The organism is Pyruvatibacter sp. HU-CL02332 (assembly GCF_040362765.1).
Lineage (GTDB): Bacteria > Pseudomonadota > Alphaproteobacteria > CGMCC-115125 > CGMCC-115125 > Pyruvatibacter.
In genome coordinates this window covers 985685-1006803 of sequence record NZ_BAABWK010000002.1, presented here as the reverse complement: position 1 = coordinate 1006803, position 21119 = coordinate 985685, and the positions used below count along the sequence as shown (strand labels likewise).

The 21119-nt window shown below is 56.1% G+C and carries 16 protein-coding genes and 2 tRNA genes; 7 read left to right on the top strand and 11 right to left on the bottom strand.

The genetic code is table 11. The annotated features are described in order from the left end of the window. Position 1 precedes the first annotated feature (1 nt). Together ABXH05_RS15360 and ABXH05_RS15355 are read right to left on the bottom strand one after the other, a co-directional pair. Complete coding sequence (locus tag ABXH05_RS15360) at positions 2 to 352, bottom strand: DUF6614 family protein (RefSeq protein WP_353562045.1); 351 nt, start codon at positions 350 to 352, stop codon at positions 2 to 4. Between the two features lie 41 nt (positions 353 to 393). Next, complete coding sequence (locus tag ABXH05_RS15355) at positions 394 to 1854, bottom strand: amidase (protein ID WP_353562043.1); 1461 nt, start codon at positions 1852 to 1854, stop codon at positions 394 to 396. Between the two features lie 227 nt (positions 1855 to 2081). On the opposite strand from ABXH05_RS15355, the gene ABXH05_RS15350 reads away from it, so the two are divergent. Further along, positions 2082 to 3734, top strand: a complete 1653-nt coding sequence (locus ABXH05_RS15350) for a 3-(methylthio)propionyl-CoA ligase (protein ID WP_348139306.1) — start codon at positions 2082 to 2084, stop codon at positions 3732 to 3734. A 105-nt stretch (positions 3735 to 3839) separates the two neighbouring features. Then, positions 3840 to 4598 carry a DUF1499 domain-containing protein gene (locus ABXH05_RS15345; protein ID WP_353562041.1) on the top strand — a complete coding sequence of 253 codons (759 nt, stop codon included), beginning with the start codon at positions 3840 to 3842 and terminating at the stop codon, positions 4596 to 4598. A 9-nt stretch (positions 4599 to 4607) separates the two neighbouring features. Here the strand turns inward: ABXH05_RS15345 and ABXH05_RS15340 are convergent, their stop codons facing one another. Then, on the bottom strand, positions 4608 to 5516 hold the full coding sequence (locus tag ABXH05_RS15340; RefSeq protein ID WP_353562039.1) for an MBL fold metallo-hydrolase: 909 nt from the start codon (positions 5514 to 5516) through the stop codon (positions 4608 to 4610). 561 nt (positions 5517 to 6077) lie between these two features. On the opposite strand from ABXH05_RS15340, the gene ABXH05_RS15335 reads away from it, so the two are divergent. Continuing rightward, complete coding sequence (locus ABXH05_RS15335) at positions 6078 to 6689, top strand: glutathione S-transferase family protein (RefSeq protein ID WP_353562037.1); 612 nt, start codon at positions 6078 to 6080, stop codon at positions 6687 to 6689. A gap of 134 nt (positions 6690 to 6823) precedes the next feature. On the opposite strand, the gene ABXH05_RS15330 is transcribed toward ABXH05_RS15335, so the two are convergent. The 3 genes from ABXH05_RS15330 to ABXH05_RS15320 form a co-directional block, all read right to left on the bottom strand. Next, on the bottom strand, positions 6824 to 7018 hold the full coding sequence (locus ABXH05_RS15330) for a hypothetical protein (RefSeq protein WP_353562035.1): 195 nt from the start codon (positions 7016 to 7018) through the stop codon (positions 6824 to 6826). Positions 7019 to 7413: 395 nt separating this feature from the next. Then, positions 7414 to 8664 (bottom strand): pyridoxal phosphate-dependent decarboxylase family protein, encoded by a 1251-nt coding sequence (locus tag ABXH05_RS15325; RefSeq protein WP_353562033.1) that lies wholly within the window; start codon positions 8662 to 8664, stop codon positions 7414 to 7416. Positions 8665 to 8728: 64 nt separating this feature from the next. Continuing rightward, positions 8729 to 9184 (bottom strand): VOC family protein, encoded by a 456-nt coding sequence (locus ABXH05_RS15320; protein WP_353562031.1) that lies wholly within the window; start codon positions 9182 to 9184, stop codon positions 8729 to 8731. A 62-nt stretch (positions 9185 to 9246) separates the two neighbouring features. Here ABXH05_RS15320 and ABXH05_RS15315 point away from each other — a divergent pair, with 62 nt between their 5' ends. After that, entirely contained in the window at positions 9247 to 9834 is a 588-nt protein-coding gene (locus tag ABXH05_RS15315; RefSeq protein ID WP_353562030.1) for a TetR/AcrR family transcriptional regulator, read from the top strand. On the opposite strand, the gene ABXH05_RS15310 is transcribed toward ABXH05_RS15315, so the two are convergent. After that, complete coding sequence (locus ABXH05_RS15310) at positions 9831 to 10637, bottom strand: enoyl-CoA hydratase/isomerase family protein (RefSeq protein WP_353562028.1); 807 nt, start codon at positions 10635 to 10637, stop codon at positions 9831 to 9833. The genes ABXH05_RS15315 and ABXH05_RS15310 overlap by 4 nt on opposite strands. A gap of 92 nt (positions 10638 to 10729) precedes the next feature. On the opposite strand from ABXH05_RS15310, the gene ABXH05_RS15305 reads away from it, so the two are divergent. Next, positions 10730 to 11602 (top strand): enoyl-CoA hydratase, encoded by an 873-nt coding sequence (locus ABXH05_RS15305; RefSeq protein WP_353562026.1) that lies wholly within the window; start codon positions 10730 to 10732, stop codon positions 11600 to 11602. A 195-nt stretch (positions 11603 to 11797) separates the two neighbouring features. On the opposite strand, the gene ABXH05_RS15300 is transcribed toward ABXH05_RS15305, so the two are convergent. Continuing rightward, complete coding sequence (locus ABXH05_RS15300) at positions 11798 to 12931, bottom strand: ferritin-like domain-containing protein (protein ID WP_348139327.1); 1134 nt, start codon at positions 12929 to 12931, stop codon at positions 11798 to 11800. A gap of 242 nt (positions 12932 to 13173) precedes the next feature. Between ABXH05_RS15300 and ABXH05_RS15295 the strand changes: the two genes are divergently transcribed. Continuing rightward, positions 13174 to 14565 (top strand): sensor histidine kinase, encoded by a 1392-nt coding sequence (locus ABXH05_RS15295; protein WP_353562024.1) that lies wholly within the window; start codon positions 13174 to 13176, stop codon positions 14563 to 14565. A 44-nt stretch (positions 14566 to 14609) separates the two neighbouring features. On the opposite strand, the gene ABXH05_RS15290 is transcribed toward ABXH05_RS15295, so the two are convergent. Continuing rightward, positions 14610 to 14686 (bottom strand) — tRNA-Pro (locus tag ABXH05_RS15290). Positions 14687 to 14880: 194 nt separating this feature from the next. Here ABXH05_RS15290 and ABXH05_RS15285 point away from each other — a divergent pair. Then, positions 14881 to 14955, top strand: a tRNA-Gln gene (locus tag ABXH05_RS15285). A gap of 723 nt (positions 14956 to 15678) precedes the next feature. On the opposite strand, the gene atzF is transcribed toward ABXH05_RS15285, so the two are convergent. After that, entirely contained in the window at positions 15679 to 17493 is a 1815-nt protein-coding gene (gene atzF / locus ABXH05_RS15280) for an allophanate hydrolase (RefSeq protein ID WP_353562022.1), read from the bottom strand. Then, on the bottom strand, positions 17486 to 21115 hold the full coding sequence (gene uca, locus ABXH05_RS15275) for an urea carboxylase (RefSeq protein ID WP_353562020.1): 3630 nt from the start codon (positions 21113 to 21115) through the stop codon (positions 17486 to 17488). Before uca ends, atzF begins: the two co-directional genes overlap by 8 nt. Positions 21116 to 21119 lie beyond the last annotated feature (4 nt).

Sequence of the window (21119 nt, the reverse complement as noted above, 5' to 3'; positions counted from 1 at the left end):
CCTAAAACTTCTCTTCACCGCGCGTGCGGTGTTGGTCGGGAAAATCGCGATAGAGCGCAAATGTAATGCCAGCGATCTTCTGATTGACTGCTGCATGCTTTCCTTCGACGTCGCCCGCACGGCCGGATACATGGGTGAAGGCGTCATCCAGTTGAGCAAGGCCCGTAACCTCAATCATCAAATGGAACTCACCCATCTCTTTGGGGCCGAGGCCGAGTTTACGGCGCATCAGCCGCCAGCCCTCAATCCTGCCTTCGGCTTTGAGATAAGACATGAAGCCTGCAAGGTCGTCCGCAAATTCTATGTCGGATTGACCATCGGTGAGGTTAAAAAATCCGTGATAGATATCCACGTCTCATACTCTCCAAAACGTTCCGGCCACGATGCTGGCAATCAGGCAAAGTTGGGCGGTGCCACAAACCCGCCAAGCTCGCGCTCAAGCATGCTGCCGATGGCAATTGTGGTGAAGTCTTCCAGATAGGGACCAACGACCTGAATGCCAACGGGCAACCCAGCGTCTGTCCGGCCAACCGGAACCGCGGTTCCTGGAAGATAGGAAACAAGCGGCAACCCTGACCAGCTCACAAGATCAAGATAGGGGCGGTCCTGCCCATTCACTGTCAGTGTGCGGTTGTGAAAATTGGATTGTTGATCATGCGGGAAGGCTGAAACCGGCGCGACAGCCATGAGTACGGCATCATAGGTTTCAAAGAAGCGAGCCCACTTGGCGCGCATCTGCGCCTGGACTTCTTTCCACACCAGCCATTCATGATAGCTGAGTGTGGCCCCACGCGCCTGCATGGCCTGATGGGATTTGTCGTCAGGGTCCAGCGTCTTGGCTGTTTCGCGTAGGCGTTCAAGAACACGCGGCGGGAAGCCTCGGGTAGTCCCTCCGTTCAGCAGCGTCGCATAGACTTCAAAGGCCTCGCCAAAGGAGAGATCCGGGCGGGCATCGCGATGGATTGTTGCACCGGCCTGCTCAAGAGCGTCAGCGGCGCGCTCCATGATTTTGACGTTCTCGGATTCAACCGGGCAGTAGGGATCATCAAACCAGGTGGAGATGGTAAGTTCGCGTGGGTCTCGCGCACGTGGCTCCGGGAGAGCTGGTGCCATGCCAACGCTGTCAAAATCATCCGGGCCCATGATCATCGAAAGAGCAATCTCAAGATCGCGCGCCGAGCGTCCCATTGGGCCAACAACAGAAAGGTCACCGGTGAAGAGTGCGCCAGGCACGCCGGGCACATGGCCACGTTTTGACACGAGGTTGAAACTCGGCTTGTGACCAAAGACACCGCACAGATGCGATGGCGTGCGGATTGACCCACCGATGTCTGAGCCGATTTCAAGGGGTGTCAGGCCGGCAGCCAGTGCCGCCGCAGCGCCGCCGGATGACCCCCCTGGGCCGCGCGTCACATCCCAGGGGTTGTTGGTCGTTCCGTACACCTCGTTGTAGCTCTGCAGATCACCAGAGAAGAACGGCACGTTGGTTTTGCCAAAGACAATTGCGCCCGCGGCCTTGATGCGAGCAACAGCGTCAGCATCCCGATCTGGAATATGAGAGGCAAAATCCGTGGCACCCCCAGTGGTAACCAGCCCCTCTGTTTCCAGCGCATCTTTAATGGTCATCGGCACGCCATGATACGGGCCCCAGATGTCACCACGTGAGAGGGCGTGGTCCGCCTCTTCGGCCTGCGCCAGTGCCCGCTCGAAATCCGTGGCAACTATCGCGTTGAGAGCCGGGTTGTGGGTGTTGTAGCGGCTGATGAGATGATCCAGCAGCTCTACCGATGAAATCTCGCGTCGTCTGATCATGGCGGCCAGAACATGGGCCGGCGCGAAGGTAATATCGCTCATCGGCGGTCTTCCTCTTGATTCATATATGTTTTTGCCGCTGAACTTTGTGCAAAGCCCTTAGCTATTTTGTGCAATCCAAGGTGATTGCCGCGTTGAGCCTCAGGCCCGCCTCGCCTAAAGTACGGCCAAATGTCGGGCCGCCACCATGCGGCACTCAAAAAGACCATGCAATCAATTAAGGCGCGCGGGCATAGCCACGCGAGGCCGGAAAACAGGGAGACTACCCCATGAAGGGTTTGATGCAGGACTGGCCGCTTCTGGTCCACTCAATCATTGATCACGCAGCGCTGTATCACGGCGACCGGGAAATTGTGACGCGGTCTGTTGAAGGTCCGATCCGTCGCTCGACCTACAAGCAGGTGCATTCGCGGTCCAAGAAGATTGCAAATGCGCTGACCGGCCTTGGTATGAAGCAGGGCGACGTGATTGCCACCATGGCATGGAACACGGACCGCCACCTTGAAGCCTGGTACGGCATCATGGGCATGGGCGCCGTTTGCCATACACTTAACCCACGCCTGTTCCCGGAGCAGTTGGTTTACATTGCCAACCATGCCGAAGACCGGATCATTTTCGTCGATCTGACTTTCGTGCCGATCATCGAAGGCATCGAAGATCAACTTCCGAAGCTCGAGCACGTCATCATCATGTGTGATGAAGACAAGATGCCTGAGACCAAGCTCAAGAATGCGCATTGCTATGAAACTCTGATCAACGCCAACTCAGATGACTTCACCTGGGCACAGGTTGATGAAAACGACGCATGCGGACTTTGCTATACGTCCGGCACAACGGGGAACCCGAAGGGCGTTCTCTATTCACATCGCTCGAATGTGCTGCACTCCATGGCCGTGAACAATCCCGATGCCATCGGCATGCGTTCAGTCGACAATGTACTGCCTGTGGTGCCCATGTTCCACGCCAATGCCTGGGGCATTGCATTCGCTGCTCCAGCTTCCGGTGCCAAGCTGGTGATGCCTGGCGCTAACATGGATGGCGAGAGCATCTTTGAGTTGCTCGATACCGAAAAGGTCAGCATCACCGCTGCTGTACCAACCGTCTGGCTGATGCTGCTGCAGTACCTGCAGGCTGAGGGCAAGAAACTGCCTGCACTTAATCGCGTTGTCATCGGTGGCTCTGCCGCACCGCGCTTCATGATTGAAGCGTTTGAGAAAGAGTTCGATGTGCAGGTGTTCCATGCCTGGGGCATGACCGAGCTGTCGCCCATGGGCACACTTGGGTCGCTGAAGGCTGGCATGGAAGATCTGCCGCTTGATAAGCAGATCGACATCAAAGTGAAGCAGGGACGTCCGATCTATTCGGTGGAAATGAAAATCACCGATGACGACGGCAAGGAGCTTCCCCGTGATGGCGTGGCATTTGGCCACCTGATGGTGCGCGGTCCTGCTATCTCCGGTTCATACCTCAAGGGTGAGGGCGGCAACATTCTGGATGAGGACGGCTGGTTTGACACCGGTGACGTCGCAACCATCGATGCCGAAGGCTTCATGAACATCACGGATCGCGCCAAGGACGTTATCAAGTCCGGCGGCGAATGGATTTCGTCGATCGAACTTGAGAATGTTGCCGTAGGTCACCCCGACGTACAGGAAGCTGCTGTGATTGGTGTGGTTCATCCCAAGTGGGACGAACGTCCATTGCTGATCATCATTCCTGCCGAAGGAAAATCGCCGACCAAGGAAGACATTCTCGGCTACATGGAAGGCAAGATTGCCAAGTGGTGGATGCCGGATGACGTGGCCTTCGTGGATGAAATCCCGCACACCGCCACAGGCAAGATCCAGAAGCTGGCACTGCGCAAGACCTTCAAGGACTACGTGCTACCAACATCCGATCTCAAAAAGGGCGCAGCTGAGTAGCTACGCCTCTCGCCGGCTCAGCATTTAGGCTGGGCCGGAACACGCCGACAACAAGCGCTGGGGCAGCGCGAAGGGGGCAGGACGTTAGGTCCTGATACGTGGATAATGAGTGACAACACACGTTCGCGGCTTGCGAGCCTTGCTGTACGACTGGTCATAGCCGGTGTAGTGGTTTCAGTTCTTGCAATGCTGATTGGTCGCCTGGGGATAGTGGATGGCCGATTGGGGTTCTTTGGCGCTGCCGGCGGTCTTCTGATTGTAGCGGTTGGCGTGGTTCTGGGCCTGATCGGTATCATCCGCGGCCTGATGGGCAAGCCGGGAATGGGACAGGCGGCCTTGGCTGCCGTTCTTGGTGTCGCCATCCTCGCATTTCCAATCAGCAATGCCCTGACCAACGGTTCTGCACCGCAAATTCACGACATCACGACTGACCTTGAAAACCCGCCTGAGTTTGTTTCTGCCGTGGCTTTGCGTGGCGACGACAGCAATCCATTGGACCGCGCCAATCCGGCAAATCTCGCTGATCTCCAGCGCGAAGCGTACCCGCAACTTCAGACGCTCGTAGTGGCTGACGACATTGCCACCGTGTTTGAAGCTGCGCTCGATGTAGCAAATGCGCAAGGCTGGGACGTTGCTGATGCCGACGAGCCCGAGAATGGCGAACCCGGTCGCATAGAAGCGACCGACACCACGTTGCTGTTTGGCTTCAAGGACGACATCGTCATCCGCATTGCCGACGACGGTCCCGAGCGCACACTGGTTGATATGCGGTCAGTCAGCCGCATCGGCATTTCGGACCTTGGCAAAAATGCTGCCCGCATCGATGCGTACATGCAGGCATTGCAGGGCAAGCTTGGGTCGTAACCAGAAGACCTAGTCCAACCAGTACTCACCATTGATGGCCGGGACACCGTTTGTGTGGACCCGGCCTTCTTCTGCCATCTGCTTCATGTGGGCAAAAACGGACCGAGCTGCCGCAGGGTGAAGGCGCTTGTCCGTTTCCGCATACATGACAGGCACCATGTCTGTAATCGTGCGGTCACCAGCTTGAAGCCGATTGAGAATTTGGGCCTCGCGCGCTTTGCGGTGCGTAATGTAACCGCGCACAAGTGAATGCGGCTTTGTCACCGGCGCTCCATGCGTCGGGTAATAGACCTCGTCGTCCCGTTCAAGCAGTTTGCGCAGGCTGGCCATGTACTGCGCCATGTCACCGTCAGGCGGTGCGATCACAGCCGTTGACCAGCCCATCACGTGGTCGCCTGTAAACAGTGCCTTTTCCTCGCGCAGGCCAAAGCACATATGGTTGGAGGTATGACCGGGCGTGAACACGCATTCGGCGGTCCAGCCGTCACCCTCAATTACATCGCCGTCCTTGATGACATGGTCAGGCGTAAAGGCCATGTCGCCGCCTTCATCCATGCGTGCGCCTTCAGCAACACCCGCTCCGGCGCCCATTCCATGAGGGCCAAAACCATAAGTGGGTGCGCCGGTCTTTTCCTTCAGGGGAGCCGCAGCCGGTGAATGGTCATTGTGTGTGTGGGTAATGAGAATGTGGGTAATCGTTTCCCCCTCAAGCCCATCAAGAATGGCCTGCACATGACCATGGTCAAGTGGACCTGGGTCGATCACGGCAACATTGCCGCGACCGATCACATATGTACCGGTGCCTTTGAAGGTGAACGCGCTTTCATTGGGCGCAACAACACGACGGACCAGAGGCGTTACCTCGATCATCTTGCCATATTGAGGGTCGAACTGTCTGTTGAGTGGTAGATCAGCCATGCGGAGGTGTGTCCGTTTCAGATGGATTTGAGATCACTTTATCAGAGTGCCCTAGTTTATGCCGCCGTTTCTGTCGCCCTTTCTGGCGTAAGGCACGTCCAATGGCTGATGGGTTCGTGCGCTTTAAACTGCGGCCGAGGAGGTCGGGCACGCGCGTCTCAATTGCTTTCAGCGCGCCGTCCACAGGCCTGAAACGTGCGCGAATGGCTTGTATGAGTCTGCGCATACCCTTGGAGTAAGCAACAAGAATGGCGATGCCCGGCAGCACCATGAAGATGCCAAACGCAAAGGGAGGAGGGAGGACTACAAAGACTAGGCCCGGAATAAGCAGCAGCCATCCAAGCGTGATCATGAGTGCGCGTATGACAGATCGCAATGTCGCCCCCGAAGGTCAATCGCCACAGTCAGACGACCGTGGATACTTCCTAAATGGCAAGCCGCTCCATCAAACGCAAGCGTTGCATAGGCGAGAGATGGCTGTGTGGATGAATGGCGTCAGAAACACTATGGTGCGTGCGTCAAAATAAAAATCAGCCTGAAAACTCCATAGGAAACGCTCACATGAAACTCTACAACTCCATCGGCCCAAATCCGAAAATGGTGCGTATGTACCTTGCCGAGCGCGGCCTTAGCGTTCCTCTTGAGGAAGTGGATATTATGGCGGGTGAGAACCGTCAGGGCGACTACTCAACGCGCAATCCACGTGGTCAGTTGCCTTGCCTCGAACTTGATGATGGATCTTATCTCGCTGAGATCACAGCGATCTGTGAGTATCTCGACGACGTGAACGGGTCGTCAGACCTGGTTGGTACAACACCGCAGGCGCGTGCGGAGACACGCATGTGGATGCGTCGAGCCGACCTGTATGTCTGCGAACCGTTGGCCAACGGCTTCCGTTTTGCGGAAGGTCTCGCGATGTTTGAGTCTCGTCTTCTCTGTCGCCCGGAAATGGCAGATGGTTTGAAAGCCATGGCAGCCAACGGACAGGAATGGTTCAACGGCCAGCTCGACGGCAAAACCTGGTTGACTGGCGATACCTTCACCATCGCGGATTGCTTGCTGTACGCCTTCCTGGAGTTTGGTGCGTCAGTAGGACAGCCCATTCCCGACAGCTGCCCAAACGTCAAAGCCTGGTATGACCGGGTTGCGGCGCGCCCATCAGCAACCGCCTAATAGGCGAATTGAGACCTGATAGAGATGCTGAACTGAAAACGGCCCGGTTACGCCTGTCTAAGGCGTGCCGGGCCGTTCTTGTTTCTGCGGTGACGCAATCTGCCACCCGACTTTAGTTGATCGCGTCTTTCGACCTAGTAGGTCAGGAAGACGTTGGTCGTTGCAACGAGACCATAGATGGCAAATGCCGCCCACAAACCATTGATGAACAGGTCGCCAGCTTTGATGTTCTTGACCTTACGTACCGTACGTTCGAAGGCCGACCCTGAATTAGCGCTGGCCGATGCTGCATTGAGGGAAGAGGAGGCCATATTTGTATTCGCACTCATGAGACTATTCCTTCCGGAATACACATGCCCAGCCGCTTACAATGCCTTCAGGTCGCGTTTCCAATCCGGTATGGCCGGATTTATTGGCTGTTTTGAACAGCTCGTTTTTATTGGCCACCAAATCCACACGTGGCTTTTTAAGCCGTTGTGCGCCGCATCATTTGTTTGCCTGAGAGGAAGATGGGCCCAATCTTCTCAAACGGCAATACCGCAAGTGCGACGACTTTGTGAAACAGTGAACAATATGAAAAATGTTCATAACGGCAATTATTCCATTAAAATCAGTATGTTATGAAGAGGGGTGGTGGGTTGATTGCCAAATAGGGGCACCAGCCATACCTCAACGCATAGCAGGGTTAACGGAAATTGTGCGTCGCAGCATATCTGACCAAAGGTCAGCCGCCATAGCGGATCTCTTTTTGATCTTTTGGCCCATTTGCGCCGCGTACCTGCTCTGTCGCCCATGCTAGATCTGCCAGATAGGTGTCGGCCACTTCAGCATGTTTGGGCGAAAGCATCAGGTGGATGCCGTGTGGTTTCGTCACGATGGATGTGAACCAGCCACGCTCAAACAGCTTGCCCCAGATGGCGAACATATCCCGCTCTGGATGTGTGTACCCAACAAGGCCCAGTTGCGGTTTCCCGATGATTTCAAACCCAAGATCGCGGGCACCGGCCTCAATCTTTTCGCGGGTCTCCACGACAAGGCCCTGTTTGGCGCGATAGCCATCAACGCCAAGGTAGTTCATCACAGCCCATGCGGCCGCAATGGCGCCACCTGGTCGTGTACCTGCAAGCGTTGGAGTTATCATGCGCCCGCCGGGCCAGTCATTGGTGTCGAAGATCATGTGCTCTCTGAGGTCCTCCGACCGGAACATGACGGTCGATGCACCTTTGGCGCAGTAGCCATATTTGTGCAGGTCAGCCGATATGGAATGAACCTGTGGTACCGCAAAATCAAAGGCAGGAAGGTCAGCACCATTCATGCGGGCAAACGGCGCAAAGAACCCACCGACGCACGCATCCACATGGAGCCACACATTGTGGGCTTCAGCGACTGTGCCCAACTCGGCAATCGGATCAATCAGTCCATATGGAAAGCAGGGAGCAGATCCCACCATCATGATGGTGTCGGCATCAACCGCATCTGACATGGCCTGAGGGTCAGCCAGAAAATCATCCGTAACCGGAATACGCCGCAACTCGATGTCCATCATCAAAGCAGCCTTGTCGAAGGCTGGGTGGCCAGACCATGGCAATACAATGTTGGGTTGATTGCCAGCAGCAAGCCGGCCTGTGGCGCGCGCATAGTCACGTGCTGTCTTGATGGCCATGGTGATGGAGTCAGTGCCCCCTGAGGTCACGTTCCCTGCGCCATCTTCCGGAGCCTGGAGAAGGCTCAGGCCCATCTGGATGATTTCTTCTTCCATACGCTTGAGGCTTGGAAAAGCCATCGGCCCAAGTCCGTTCTCGGACATGAAGCGCGTATAGGCCTCTTTTTGAACCTTTGAGACGTCCTCACCAGCATTGAAGACATAGACTGCCGTCTTGCCGTCGCGCCATTTCACGTCGCCGGTGGCCATCTCGTTCATCTGGGCGGACAGCGTGTCCCAATCTGTTCCGTTTGAAGGCATTTCAACGCGCATGGGTTTCTCTCCGGCAGGTTTCTTTGGCTGTACGTATTTCGCCAGAAGCCTAACCTGTTTGGCCTCAGCCGCCCATCATCTGCTGCCAACGTTTCTGCATTTCTTCGGGGCTCACTTCCTCTCTCTTGCTGGCAAGCATCCAGGTATGCCCAAACGGATCCATGATTGTTCCGGTTCTGTCGCCGTAAAACTCATCCTTCAGAGCGCGCAGCTCTGTGGCGCCAGCATCAAGGGCGGTTGCAAACACCTTGTCCACATCCTCCACATAGAGGTGCAGTTTCACAGGCGAGCCGCCCAGTGAGTCCGGGCTAAGGGCGCCAAAATCCGGGTATTCGTCGGCAATCATGATGGTGTTCCCACCAATCCGTATTTCCGAATGGCCGATCCGCCCACCGTCGGGTTCTTCCAGTCGAAACTGTTCTTCCGCGCCAAAAGCCGCGGTGTAAAAGGCAATGGCATCGCTGGCACCTTTGACGGAAATGTACGGCGACAGGGCAAAGTTCAGGGGTATCTCTGGCATTGGTTCCTCCATCATGTTATAAAACGTTACGTACCGTTTCATAAATAAGCAAGATGAAAAGTATGGCGGAGCAGAAAAGGCGAGGGCGACCAAGAAGCGCACAGGCCGAGGCAGCTATCCTGAAGGCCGCCCGCGAATTGCTGGATGATGCTGGTCCAGCGCGATTGACCATTGAGGCCGTTGCCGCTCGGGCAAAAGTGGGTAAGCCGACGATCTATCGCTATTGGGCAAATGCCCGCGAGTTGGCCATGGCCGCCCTTATGGCCCGTATGCCGGATGCACCTGGTGTCGTGGAAAGCCAGTCAGCGTTGGCAGACCTGCGCACCCACGTTCGTGGCCTCATCGCGCGGTTTTCAACAACACGTGGAAAACAAACGGCGCTGATGCTTGCCACAGCGGAGCGCGATAGCGAGATGTTCAAGGCCTTCCGCAATCAGGTGGTCATGACAGGTCGTGAAGAGGGGCGCGCGATCCTGGCGCGTGCACAAATGTCTGGCGAAGTCCGGGCAGACCTGCCTATTGAGACAACTCTGGATCTGATCTACGGACCGATATTCTTCCGTTTACTGACGGTTCACGCACCGCTTACACAGTCATTCGCAGATGAAATCGTCGGTCTTATTTCGAGTGGCATAAGAGAGCCGGACTAGTGCCCTGTGAAAATGGGCGTTTCCTTTTTGAAAAACGCCCTGACGCCTTCCGCAACGTCTTTCGACGGGTTGGCGACCATGACAGCAAGAGCCGCTTCACGCTGTGATTGCTCAAGCGTCATATCCATGGACGTCGTCATCATGCCTTTGGCCAACCTCACGGCGAGCGGTGATTGTGCGGCAATGCGTTGCGCCAGATCGAGTGATTGGTTCAGCGCTTCACCACGGGCAACCACTTCCGTCACCAGGCCCAGCGTCTGAGCCTCGCGGGCAGGGTAGGTCTCAGCGAGCATGGTCATTTTCAAAGCACGATCCAGACCCATGGCACGCGGGAACAGCCATGCGCCCCCTTCATCCGGCAACAAGGCAAATCGGCCCGAGGTATCTCCAAGTTTCGCGTCTTCGTCCGCGATGCGAATGTCACATGCCAAGGCCAGTGCCAGTCCGCCGGCCACCGCCGGCCCGTTGATTGCCGCGATCACCGGTTTGTCCAGATGATGCAAAGCCTGAATGACTCTGTGCATTCCATCACGCATCTCTCGACCATGGGACAGCTGTTGTTGCATCAGATCATCCCGGTCTTCATCCGCGCTGGAGACATCCCCTCCTGCGCAGAACCCGCGGCCCTCGCCGGTGAGGACTAGCGCACGTAGAGCATCATCCTTCAGATAGGCATCAATTTCTATGCAGAGTTCCTCGCACATGCGCGTTGAATAGGCGTTGAGTTGACGTGGCCTGTTGAGCTTTATCAGCCGGACACGCTCCACGGGTGTTTCTGCAATGATGGTTTCATACTGCGACATGGGCTTGCCTTCTGGTGCTGGGTGAGGCGCAATTGCCTGGAAGCATAAACGAAAGCGGGCGCCAACAAGAAACCCGCCCTGGGAGATCAAAAATGAGTGCAGTTGCAGACATGTCGTCAGATGAGTTTGAGGATATCAGCCTTGAGACCCGCGGTGCGGTTGCGGTCATTACCCTGGACCGCCCGGACAAGCTCAATGCATGGACTGCCGCGATGCAAAACTCCATGCGCAAGGCGCTCGCGGCATGCGCAAATGATGACGCTGTGCGTGCTATCGTCGTGACGGGCGCCGGCCGGGGGTTTTGTGCCGGCGCAGATATGAATCTCCTGCAGAGCATTGACCCTGACGCTGGAGAGAAGCGCGAGTTGGCGCAGGGCAATGAGGGTGAAACCTATGATTGGGATCGCTCTCTAGGCCCCGACATCTCTGACAATATGGGCGGGCGTTTTGGGTACATGCCTCAAATACCCAAACCCATAATCGCGGCAATCAACGGTCCATGTGCCGGACTTGGAATGGTATTTGCCCTTTGGTGTGACATGCGCATCGGTGCCGAGGACATGTTCTACACAACGTCGTTCGCAAAACGCGGCCTCATTGCAGAGCACGGCATTTCATGGCTCTTGCCTGAGTTGGCAGGACACTCGGCCGCCATGGATTTGTTGTTTTCAGCACGGCGCGTGGATGCGCAGGAGGCCAAAACCATTGGCTTGCTCAACAAGACGGTGCCGACCCAGGAACTCGTCAATGAAGCAGTCGCCTACGCTCAGGAAATGGCCGATACCGTCAGCCCGCGCTCCGTGGCCGTCATGAAGGCACAGGTGTGGAAGGCGAAGTTCCAGTCCTTGAGTGAGGCCATCACGACCGGCGACAGCGAAATGCAGAAGAGTTTTGCAACTGACGACTTCAAGGAAGGCGTGGACCATTTCGTGCAGAAACGGGCTCCAAAGTTTACGGGCCACTAGGGCGCACACATATGCCCGTCAAAACGACAACGACCCCAGCACCGCCGAAACGATGCTGGAGCCGCGTGTCCCCTCTTGAGAACTGCCAGACTGGGCTAGGGTCATCGCCTGACAAAACCGCTGAGGGAATAGCGTGATCTGCGGGGCCGTCCTTGGAGAGACACGGCCCTGCAAAACCGCTGGATCTGTGACCACCTAGTCGGCCGCTTGTCCTGAAAGGGCACGAAGCGCCTCATTCTTTGAGTTGATCTTCTTGAGCTGCTCGATGCCGTGCGCTGCAATCGAGTCACCAACCATCTCATCACCTTCCATCTGCAGCTGTTTCATATCGATGTAAGCTGCATAGTTACCGGCGGTACGCTTGGTGATGATCCCGCACATGAGCAGAGTCTTCACAAGCACACGGAAGATGTTGGACGATTGCTGCATGTTTTCACGCACCTTCTCATCCGTCATGCCTTCCATGAAGGCGCCTTGAACCCACTCCCAGTCGAGTCCGACCTGCACATAGATGTGCTTCTTCTGGTCAGGCGATGCGAGATTGTAGAGCAGGTTTGAAAACACCTGCCATGCCCAGTCTTCGATCTTGTTGTGCTCTTCCTCATTGAGATGAGGAATGGTGCGGTCCGCCCAGATCTTGCCGAACTTGTGGTGGAACGCTTCATCCGTCATGGCCAGCTGTGCGAGGCGCACAATCAGGGGGTCGCGGCCACGATTGTAGAATGTCGCAAAGGCACCCATTGCCAGGCCCTCTATGAGGAGCTGCATGCCGACGATTTTCTTCCAGGCGAGCTTGGAGTTTACGAGCTCGGTCAACGTGTCGCGCAGTACAGGGCCAGCAGGCATCGGCTTGCCAAACCGAGAGCGAACAATCTCGATGAAAGCTGTTACGTGCCGCGCTTCTTCGCGCGCCTGATTGGCCGCGTATTCCTGTGCGCCGGGGTCCCGCAGGATATGACACAGCGATGCTGACAGTGCCATGGCACCTTGCTCACCGTGCAGAATGTTTGAAAGCGACCAATGCGTGTCGAGGTTGGTCAGCTTCACACGATCCTTTGGCGACAGCTTGTCCCAGACAGCCGTCCCATACCCAACAGTCATTTCAGGATCGACCATGAATTCGTTCTCAACATCGAACGGCTCGGAGAAGTCGATGTACCGTTTGTCCATCGGGTCCCAGAAATGGTCATGCGTCGCCGAGATAATTTTGTCGAATGCACTTGCCCGCTCAAGATAGCGGTCGCATTCAATCATCGCTGCAAAGTCATCCGGCTCCACAGTGTTGTAGATTTCGTCTTTTGTGATCTGGTCTTTTTGGGTCTCGGCCATGAAATCCTCCCGGCACAAGCGCGGCACGCAGCCGTTGGTGTGATGGGTAAATCATGACGCAGGCGTCATTTTTGTCCTTGATCTGGGTCAAAGCTATGCGGCGGCGGCAAAAATGATCAGGAATTAAGCACTGCAATCAGCAAACGCGCCGGTTTTCGGTAAATCGAAAGGCGTCGGCCTTACTCCATATTAAGCAACGGCAGGTCACATTGGGGCTTCACGAGCTCCAAGGATGTCCACCCATGTTGCGGTTTTTGCGCCGCCGGCCCTCAGCGGCCATTGAGCGCCTAAAGCATGAACAAGGCCATCAGGCCCTGCGCTACCTGACAACGGGCGTGGGCGTGTTCTATGCCGTGATGATGGGTATGCACCTGTTCTTCCTCCCGCATCCCGCAAACTTGGTGATGTTTGCGGTTTCACTCGCGGCTTCTTGCTCGTTCTTCTGTATGCGGATGTGTTCAACGTGGATTGGCGCCGCAGCAGAACGGACCCGCAGCTTCGAAGCGATCGTCATGACGATACTCTCGGTTGTGACCATCGTGCATGCGGTCGTGCACCCTGATGCGTCAATCGCCACGACGCTTTCATTGGTAGTGATTGCCGCCGGTCTTGTCGTTCATTCTACGATGACCCTTGTGGGCATCATCCTGCTCTGCATGGCTGGCGTCTCCTACGCATTGATGGGTCCCAACACCGGCAGTGACATGATTGCCCACTACAGCTTCCACTTCTTCTTTAGCGCATTGCTGGCATCACTCGCCTACGCGATCCGTATGACTCAGATTCGCCATCGAGCGGCAAACGAATTGCGACGTATCAGGGCCATTCAACGCCTGGAGCGCCAGCAAGAGCTGCTCAAGGCAACGAGCATTCGAGCAGAAAAGGCTGCGCTGCAGGCTGATGGCGCTAACCGGGCGAAAAGCCAGTTCCTGGCGAATATGAGCCATGAACTTCGAACACCACTCAACGCTATTCTTGGTTTCTCAGAACTCATGGAGCACCGCATTTTTGGTGATCTGGGAGACAAGCGATACGGAGAATACGCCCAGCACATTCACAGCAGCGGTGGTTTCTTGTTGAAGCTCGTCAATGATATTCTTGATCTCTCAAAGATCGAGGCGAACAAGTTCGAAGTCTTTCCAGAACCGGTACGTCTCAGTGAAGCTTTGAACGAGACTGCTTCCATGATTGCGCCTCAGGCTGATCAGCGGCAGGTCGAATTCAGAGTTTCCGATGTTCCGGAAGACGCCACCGTGATGGCTGACCCTCGTGCGCTCCAGCAGATACTGCTCAATCTTATCTCCAATGGGGTGAAGTTCACAGAGCCTGGAGGCAGCGTAAGCGTTCAGGTTGCAAACGATATGGACCGCTGGTGCATCGCTGTGAGTGATACCGGGATTGGTATTCCCGAAGAGGACCTGCCAAATGTGTTGGCGCCATTTGGCCAAGTGGCCAATGCAATGACCCGCCAGCAAGACGGTACCGGCCTGGGGCTTCCACTTGCGAAGTCCCTGACAGAAATAATGTCCGGTGATTTCAAGCTTGAGAGCATCGTGGGCGAAGGCACAAAAGTATCAATCGCTTTCCCGCTTCACATCCAGCAGGAAAACCACGTCGACACATCTGCCGCATAACTGGCTCTGTGCTGCTGAGAATATAGGGTAGGTCGCCGTTTCACTGGTCGGAGTGGCAAGATTCGAACTTGCGACCCCCTCGTCCCGAACGAGGTGCGCTACCGGGCTGCGCCACACTCCGTGACCACGCGAAGGCGGCGTTATAGCGGCATGGAGCGACCTCAGGCAAGCCCGATATAGGCCCCCTGAAGGCCGATACTCATCGTCAGCTGTCTGGCACCAAAGGGGCGGCCAAAATGACATCCAAATGGGCATTGCACGGGGCATAAGCGCTCTTTATGTTCCCCCATTCGCGCTTCAAAGCGAAGCGTCTGCTGGGGCGTCGCCAAGTGGTAAGGCAGCGGCTTTTGATGCCGCCATGCGCAGGTTCGAATCCTGCCGCCCCAGCCAGCCTCTTAAGTCTCCTCCCGCCGCCAACTCCGAAACAAAAATTCTTATTGAAATCAATTGGTTGTGGATTGTTAGTCAGTATAGAGACTAATATATTGGCCGAATTGGGGCTGACAGGATTCGAACTCGCTTAGTGTCTCTCAAACCGATTTCGCGATATCCGTTTTTGGCAGGTTTCCGCGCCAGAGACCGGTTTTGTTCCGCCGGAGACTAGTTCGGAAATGACAGTTCAATCGGAGACTGATGAGTCTTCGATTTCGTTGGCGCCACAAACGCCTGATTTAGCCGTTGTTTCGACCAAGTTCCGGCCATCAGAAGCACTCGATATCGGCTCAGGTATATGTAGTGCGAGCCGCCCCCTTATCGCGATGATCGCCAGGCTCTGGTCCTTGCTGAGTTGTGCATCAACTTCCTGCCAAAGAATCCTTGGCGCGTTCGTTTGCCGTTGAGTTGGTGTTGCTGCTTCCGGCCCGATGGCTATCTCGTTTAGAGGGCGAGATCGAGTGGTTCGATTCCGCCTAGCTACACCGTGTAAAGCATGCGACTCATCAGTTGAGGCATTTGCGCAATCTGCAGGACACTAAAGTGGAGACCGGTTCTAAAGTGACGCAGTGCAGTGTGAATCCTGCAAACTCAGCCAGTTCCATCCCGGTCCACATTGACCTTCCGGCCCCGCCCGAGCAGCGTCTTGTTCGAGATGTGACGCTGGATATCTGCCGCAAATCATTGAGAGTCTGCGAGGTACGCGCGCCAGCCACCAAACTTCGATATGTCGTCTGCGTCGACCAATGCCCAGGGTTCGCATACGAAACCCTTTACCCATCTCCCGTCCGCAAGCTCAACATTTCCGATTGCCAAAGGCGCAGGCACTTCGGCGGTAAAACTTCCGAATGCCTCATCGGAAAGCAGCCAGACTTCTACCTCAATAGCCACGCCGCCTCGAACCGACCGGGCGAGTCCGGGCTTGGCGGGTTTGGTATTTGCCAGGGCGAACAGATTGTAGTTGCCAGTAGTGTGGGTAGCTTCCTTCAGTTTCGCGCCGCGTGACGTGAGCTGCCAGTTGAGCGGTTGTCCAACAAGATGTGCACCGACAACCGCAAGTTCGATACCTTGGCTGCCGCCTGCAAGGGACGGGCTCAGAGGAACATCAGTGGCGCCGACGCGCGGCTCATGTGATGCGGAGCGGTGCAACTTGTCCCCTAGTGATAGCAGGCCTTCATCTGTAAACGCTGGCCCAACGAGTGTTGCGCCTGCAGGCAAACCATTCCTGAACCCGACCGGCACCGCAACGGCGGCGCAATCTGTCAGGTTCACAAAGTTTGTATAGAGACCAAGATTTGCATTTAGACTCACAGGGTCAGCAGCGATTTCGTCTTTGCGATAGGTCGTCGGTGTTGTCGGCAACAACAGTACATCGACTTGGTTCCATGTCTGGTCAATTGTCCGGCGAAGGTCTGCCAGCAGATATTGACCAAGGAATGCATCTACCGCCGAAGATGAAAGTCCGCCACGGACGATTCCCGCGACAACTGGGTCAATGTCACCTGCGAGATCACTCCTCGGTTCATCATTCTCATTTTTGCCATCGATATGTCGGCCTATTGCGGCATATCTTTCAGCGACCCATGGGCCCGCATAGAGCAACTCAGCGGCTTTGCGAAAGGGTGTGTAGTCAAATTCGACGGGCACGCCGCCCAGGCGCTTCAATGCCTTGATGGCACCATCATACAAAGCTTCAGCCCCTTCATCTGCCATGAAGTTGCGGCTTCCCTCGTCCAGGACGCCAAAGCTAAACTCGGCTCCGTGAAGTGGGCGCACATCAAGCACGCGCGAATAGGGGTCACCTGCGTCGAAACCTTCAATGACTTTCTTGACCACGGCCGCATCGCCGCAGGTCGCAGCGAAAACGCTCACGCAATCGAGGGTTCGGCACGCAGGCACGACACCCTTGGTGCTTCCAATGCCACGCGTTGGTTTGTAACCCACGATGTTGTTGAAAGATGCAGGAACTCGACCGGACCCAGCGGTGTCAGTGCCAAGTGCAAACGACACAAGCCCCCGTGCAACTGCCACGGCCGAGCCACTACTGGAGCCGCCGGAGATGTACTCCTCACTGAAGGGAGAATGCGGACTACCGTAAGGAGATCGGGTTCCAACCAGGCCGGTGGCAAACTGGTCGAGGTTCGTCTTGCCGATCAGAATTGCGCCTGCTGCCCGCAACCGCGCCACTGCGGTGGCGTCGTCCCCGGGCGTGTAAGCGTAGGAGGGGCAGCCTGCGGTTGTCGGCAGCTCTGCGCAGTCAATGTTGTCCTTGATCGCGAAAGGAACACCAAAAAGGGGCATCTCCTCTCTTTGGTCACCGTCTTTTGAGAGGGCTTGCGCGGCTGCGGCAGCGTCTTCAGGCGGGATCAAGGAAATCCAAACAGCCTGATCAGAGCAGGCTTCTATCCGACGATAGACTTCGGCAACCACTTGTTCAGGCGTAGTGGTACCTGACGCATATGCTTCCTGAAGAACGCTAATCTGAAGATCAAGCATGCTGGACTGCTCCAACATCAACCGACATTACCATGACGGTCTGGCCTGGATCGACGGTTTGTCCAGCTTTGCAGAGAATATCGTGAACCAGACCAGCTTGAGGAGACACTATCTCGACTTCCATCTTCATGCTTTCAAGAATGACAACCGGATCTCCCACCTCGACGGACTGGCCCGGTTTTACGAGGACCTTCCACACGTTGCCGGGCAGAGATGCCTCAATGGCGAACCCACCATCGGGAACGACAATGTCTGGCTCATCCACCGCGAACGCTTCCTCGATGGCGACTTGGTCAATCCCCTGATCGCGCCACCTTTGTCGTTCCGCTTCGAACGCTCTTTGCTGAGTATCTTTGAAGGCGTGGATAGCATCCTGATCGGTGGCAAGCGCTGCCTCATGAGTTGCCAGATTGAATGAACCGTCCTCCACTTCAATCTCATAGGCGCCATGTGGAAACGCATCCCGTGCTTCCAGCAACTCTTCAGGCGATACAGGGAAGAATTTGATCCGGTCAAAAAATCTAAGCAGCCATGGTTTGCCCTGTTGGAAGTTGCCGCGTTGCTGCCACGTGCTCCATACCTGCAACGTTCGGCCAAAGAGCTGATACCCACCGGGCCCCTCCATGCCGTAGATGCACATGTATGCCCCACCGATGCCGACAGCGTTTTCGGGCGTCCATGTGCGCGCCGGATTGTACTTTGTCGTTACAAGACGATGTCGTGGATCTATCGGCGTTGCCACTGGTGCGCCCAAATACACGTCACCTAGGCCAAGGACCAGATAGTCGGCATCAAACACAATGTCTTTGACCGCCTGCTCATCAGCCAAACCGTTGATGCGGCGAATGAACTCGACATTTGACGGGCACCAGGGTGCATCCGCGCGAACAAGCTCTTGGTACTTCTGCATGGCGAGTTCAGTTTGTTCGTCACGCCAGCTCAACGGCAGATGGACCACGCGGCTCGGCACCGTCAGATCTTCTGCGCGAGCCATTTCACCCTCGGCCTGCTTGAGGAAGTCAAGCAGCTGGCTTGTCGACAAGCATGTTGGGTCATAATGGACCTGAAGGGATCGGATACCCGGGGTGAGATCAATGATGCCGTCAGGCGCGGCCTCTTCGAGCCACGCCATCAAAGCCGTCACCTGCAATCGCAACCGCAGATCCAGAACAAGCGGCCCGAACTCTATGAGAAGATAAGCGTCGCCCGCGCGCCGATACACCACTTCAATGCCGTTGGTTTCCCCCTTTCCCAAAATTGCCGGTTGTTGGGCGCTGTGCCCACGAGACGCTGTGTGCGAGATGATTTCAGGCGCTGCCACTGTAGGCCGCTCGACAAAATGCTTTCGTTTCTCATCAAGGGCAACTGCCTCGTCAGCTGTCAGAGGTACAAAGCGGACGCGGTCACCCGGGTGCAATTGACCCATTTTCCAGAGTTCTGCGTTTGCCAGAGTGACCGGACAGACGAAGCCTCCAAGACTTGGGCCGTCAGGCCCCAGAATAATCGGCATGTCTCCGGTGAAATCGATGGTTCCAACGGCATACGCATTGTCGTGGATGTTGGAGGGATGCAGCCCAGCTTCGCCTCCATCCTCTCTGGCCCATTCGGGTTTAGGTCCAATCAGACGGACGCCCGTTCGTGCGCTGTTGAAATGAACCTCATAGGATGTTTCAAACAGCGTTTCGATGTCGGACTCAGTAAAGAAGTCCGGCGCGCCATGGGGGCCATAGAGGACACCGAGCTCCCATTCCTTCGTAAGGGCGGGGCGGTTGCTCGGGATGATCGGCGGCAGCGTTGCGGCGGTCGCGCCATCGCGATTCAACCGAATGATGTCACCGGTCCGCAGCTGTCCTGTCGCATGGCCACCAAAGCCACCCAAAATGAAAGTGGATCGGCTTCCCAGATAGGACGGTGCATCAATCCCATTGCGAATAGCGAGATACGTCCGGTTGCCAGCGCCAACAATGGCACCGAGTGTCAGGGTTTGACCGGCCGCAACCTCCACCGCTTCCCAATTGGGTATTTCAACGCCATCAAGTTTCGCCGACATGTTCGCGCCGGCAAGAGCAATGGTTGCGGCAGAGGCAAATCGCAATGTTGGGCCGGTGACGGCAAACTCAAGCCCGGCAGCAGATTCTTCGTTGCCCACAAGTCGGTTGGCGAGGCGGAACGATAAGTCATCCATTGGCCCGCTTGGCGGAACCCCAACGGCCCAATACCCGACGCGACCGGGAAGGTCCTGAACACTCGATTGCGCGCCGGCGGCTATCACCTCAATTCGTCTTGGTTGATAGTCGAACTCTCCTAGCACCCGTGTTGAGACGTTGGCGTCGGCGAACATGCTCGATGCGGCGATGGTGCCCAGATAGTCCAGGTTGGTTTCTATTCCATAGAGCGATGTATCCTCGAGCGCCTGTTGTAGCTTCACCAGTGCATCGGTTCTGTCTTTGCCTTTGACGATGAGCTTAGCAAGCAGCGAATCATAGTGAGACGTCACCACTGTGCCCGTCTCGATCCACCCATCCACGCGGGTGTTGGGACCAAAACCAACCTCCGTCAGCCGACCTGCGCTGGGCATGAAGTTGCGACCGGGGTCTTCCGCATTGATGCGCACCTCCATAGCTGCCCCTGATGCGGTCAGAGACTTTTCGGCGAGTGGTGCTAAATCGCCGCCAGCCAACCGCACCATCCACTCGACCAGGTCAATCCCAAAGACTTCTTCAGTGACACCATGTTCGACCTGCAACCGCGTGTTGACTTCGAGGAAGTAGAATTGCTTCTCGCGGATGTCATAGATGAATTCGACCGTTCCCGCGGAGGCATAGGAAACTGAAGAACCAAGACTGTAGGCAGCATCTGCAAGGGCAATGCGTTGCTCGTCAGAGATGCCCGGCGCGGGAGTCTCTTCTACAACCTTCTGGTTGCGCCGTTGCAGCGAGCAGTCGCGCTCGCCGAGGGTAACGACATTGCCCTCGCCATCACCAAATATCTGAACCTCTATATGGCGGGCATCGCTTACAAATTTTTCCAGAAACACACCGGCATTTCCGAAATTGGCTTCGCCCATGCGGCGGACTGACTCGAACGCCTTTTCGAGTTCAGTGCTGGACTGGCAAAGCTGCAGGCCGATGCCGCCACCGCCGGCCGTGCTCTTGAGCATCACCGGATATCCAATGTCGTCGGCTGCTGTAAGCGCTTCACGCAGACTGAGAAGCAGTTCTGTGCCGGGCAGGAGAGGTACACCTGCCTCCTGAGCAAGAGCGCGAGCTGTATGCTTGGTCCCAAACTCGCGCAGGTGGTCTGGTCTTGGGCCAATGAACACAATGCCATCTTCCCCAAGCCGCTCCGCAAAGTCGGCATTCTCGCTCAAGAACCCATAGCCGGGATGGACAGCGTCCACCGAAGCCTCTCGGCAGATGGAGAGGATCTTTGGGATGTTGAGGTAGCTTTCAGACACCGCGGCGGGACCTACGCAATAGGCCTCGTCCGCTTGCTGAACATGCAAAGAGTGTCGGTCTGCTTCTGAGTAGATGGCAACCGACTTCACACCCATAACCTTCAGGGTTCGGATGATGCGGCAGGCTATCTCGCCTCTATTGGCGACAAGAACAGTGTTAAACATTTTT

Excerpts from the sequence above, each read along its gene's own strand:
- ABXH05_RS15320 (WP_353562031.1), bottom strand. The coding sequence starts at position 9,184 with ATGCCAGAGATACCCCTGAACTTTGCCCTGTCGCCGTACATTTCCGTC.
- ABXH05_RS15335 (WP_353562037.1), top strand. The coding sequence starts at position 6,078 with ATGAAACTCTACAACTCCATCGGCCCAAATCCGAAAATGGTGCGTATG.
- ABXH05_RS15315 (WP_353562030.1), top strand. The coding sequence starts at position 9,247 with ATGGCGGAGCAGAAAAGGCGAGGGCGACCAAGAAGCGCACAGGCCGAG.
- ABXH05_RS15295 (WP_353562024.1), top strand. The coding sequence starts at position 13,174 with ATGTTGCGGTTTTTGCGCCGCCGGCCCTCAGCGGCCATTGAGCGCCTA.
- uca (WP_353562020.1), bottom strand. The coding sequence starts at position 21,115 with ATGTTTAACACTGTTCTTGTCGCCAATAGAGGCGAGATAGCCTGCCGC.
- ABXH05_RS15355 (WP_353562043.1), bottom strand. The coding sequence starts at position 1,854 with ATGAGCGATATTACCTTCGCGCCGGCCCATGTTCTGGCCGCCATGATC.
- ABXH05_RS15345 (WP_353562041.1), top strand. The coding sequence starts at position 3,840 with ATGAGTGACAACACACGTTCGCGGCTTGCGAGCCTTGCTGTACGACTG.
- ABXH05_RS15330 (WP_353562035.1), bottom strand. The coding sequence starts at position 7,018 with ATGAGTGCGAATACAAATATGGCCTCCTCTTCCCTCAATGCAGCATCG.
- atzF (WP_353562022.1), bottom strand. The coding sequence starts at position 17,493 with ATGCTTGATCTTCAGATTAGCGTTCTTCAGGAAGCATATGCGTCAGGT.
- ABXH05_RS15325 (WP_353562033.1), bottom strand. The coding sequence starts at position 8,664 with ATGCGCGTTGAAATGCCTTCAAACGGAACAGATTGGGACACGCTGTCC.
- ABXH05_RS15300 (WP_348139327.1), bottom strand. The coding sequence starts at position 12,931 with ATGGCCGAGACCCAAAAAGACCAGATCACAAAAGACGAAATCTACAAC.
- ABXH05_RS15350 (WP_348139306.1), top strand. The coding sequence starts at position 2,082 with ATGAAGGGTTTGATGCAGGACTGGCCGCTTCTGGTCCACTCAATCATT.
- ABXH05_RS15310 (WP_353562028.1), bottom strand. The coding sequence starts at position 10,637 with ATGTCGCAGTATGAAACCATCATTGCAGAAACACCCGTGGAGCGTGTC.
- ABXH05_RS15340 (WP_353562039.1), bottom strand. The coding sequence starts at position 5,516 with ATGGCTGATCTACCACTCAACAGACAGTTCGACCCTCAATATGGCAAG.
- ABXH05_RS15305 (WP_353562026.1), top strand. The coding sequence starts at position 10,730 with ATGAGTGCAGTTGCAGACATGTCGTCAGATGAGTTTGAGGATATCAGC.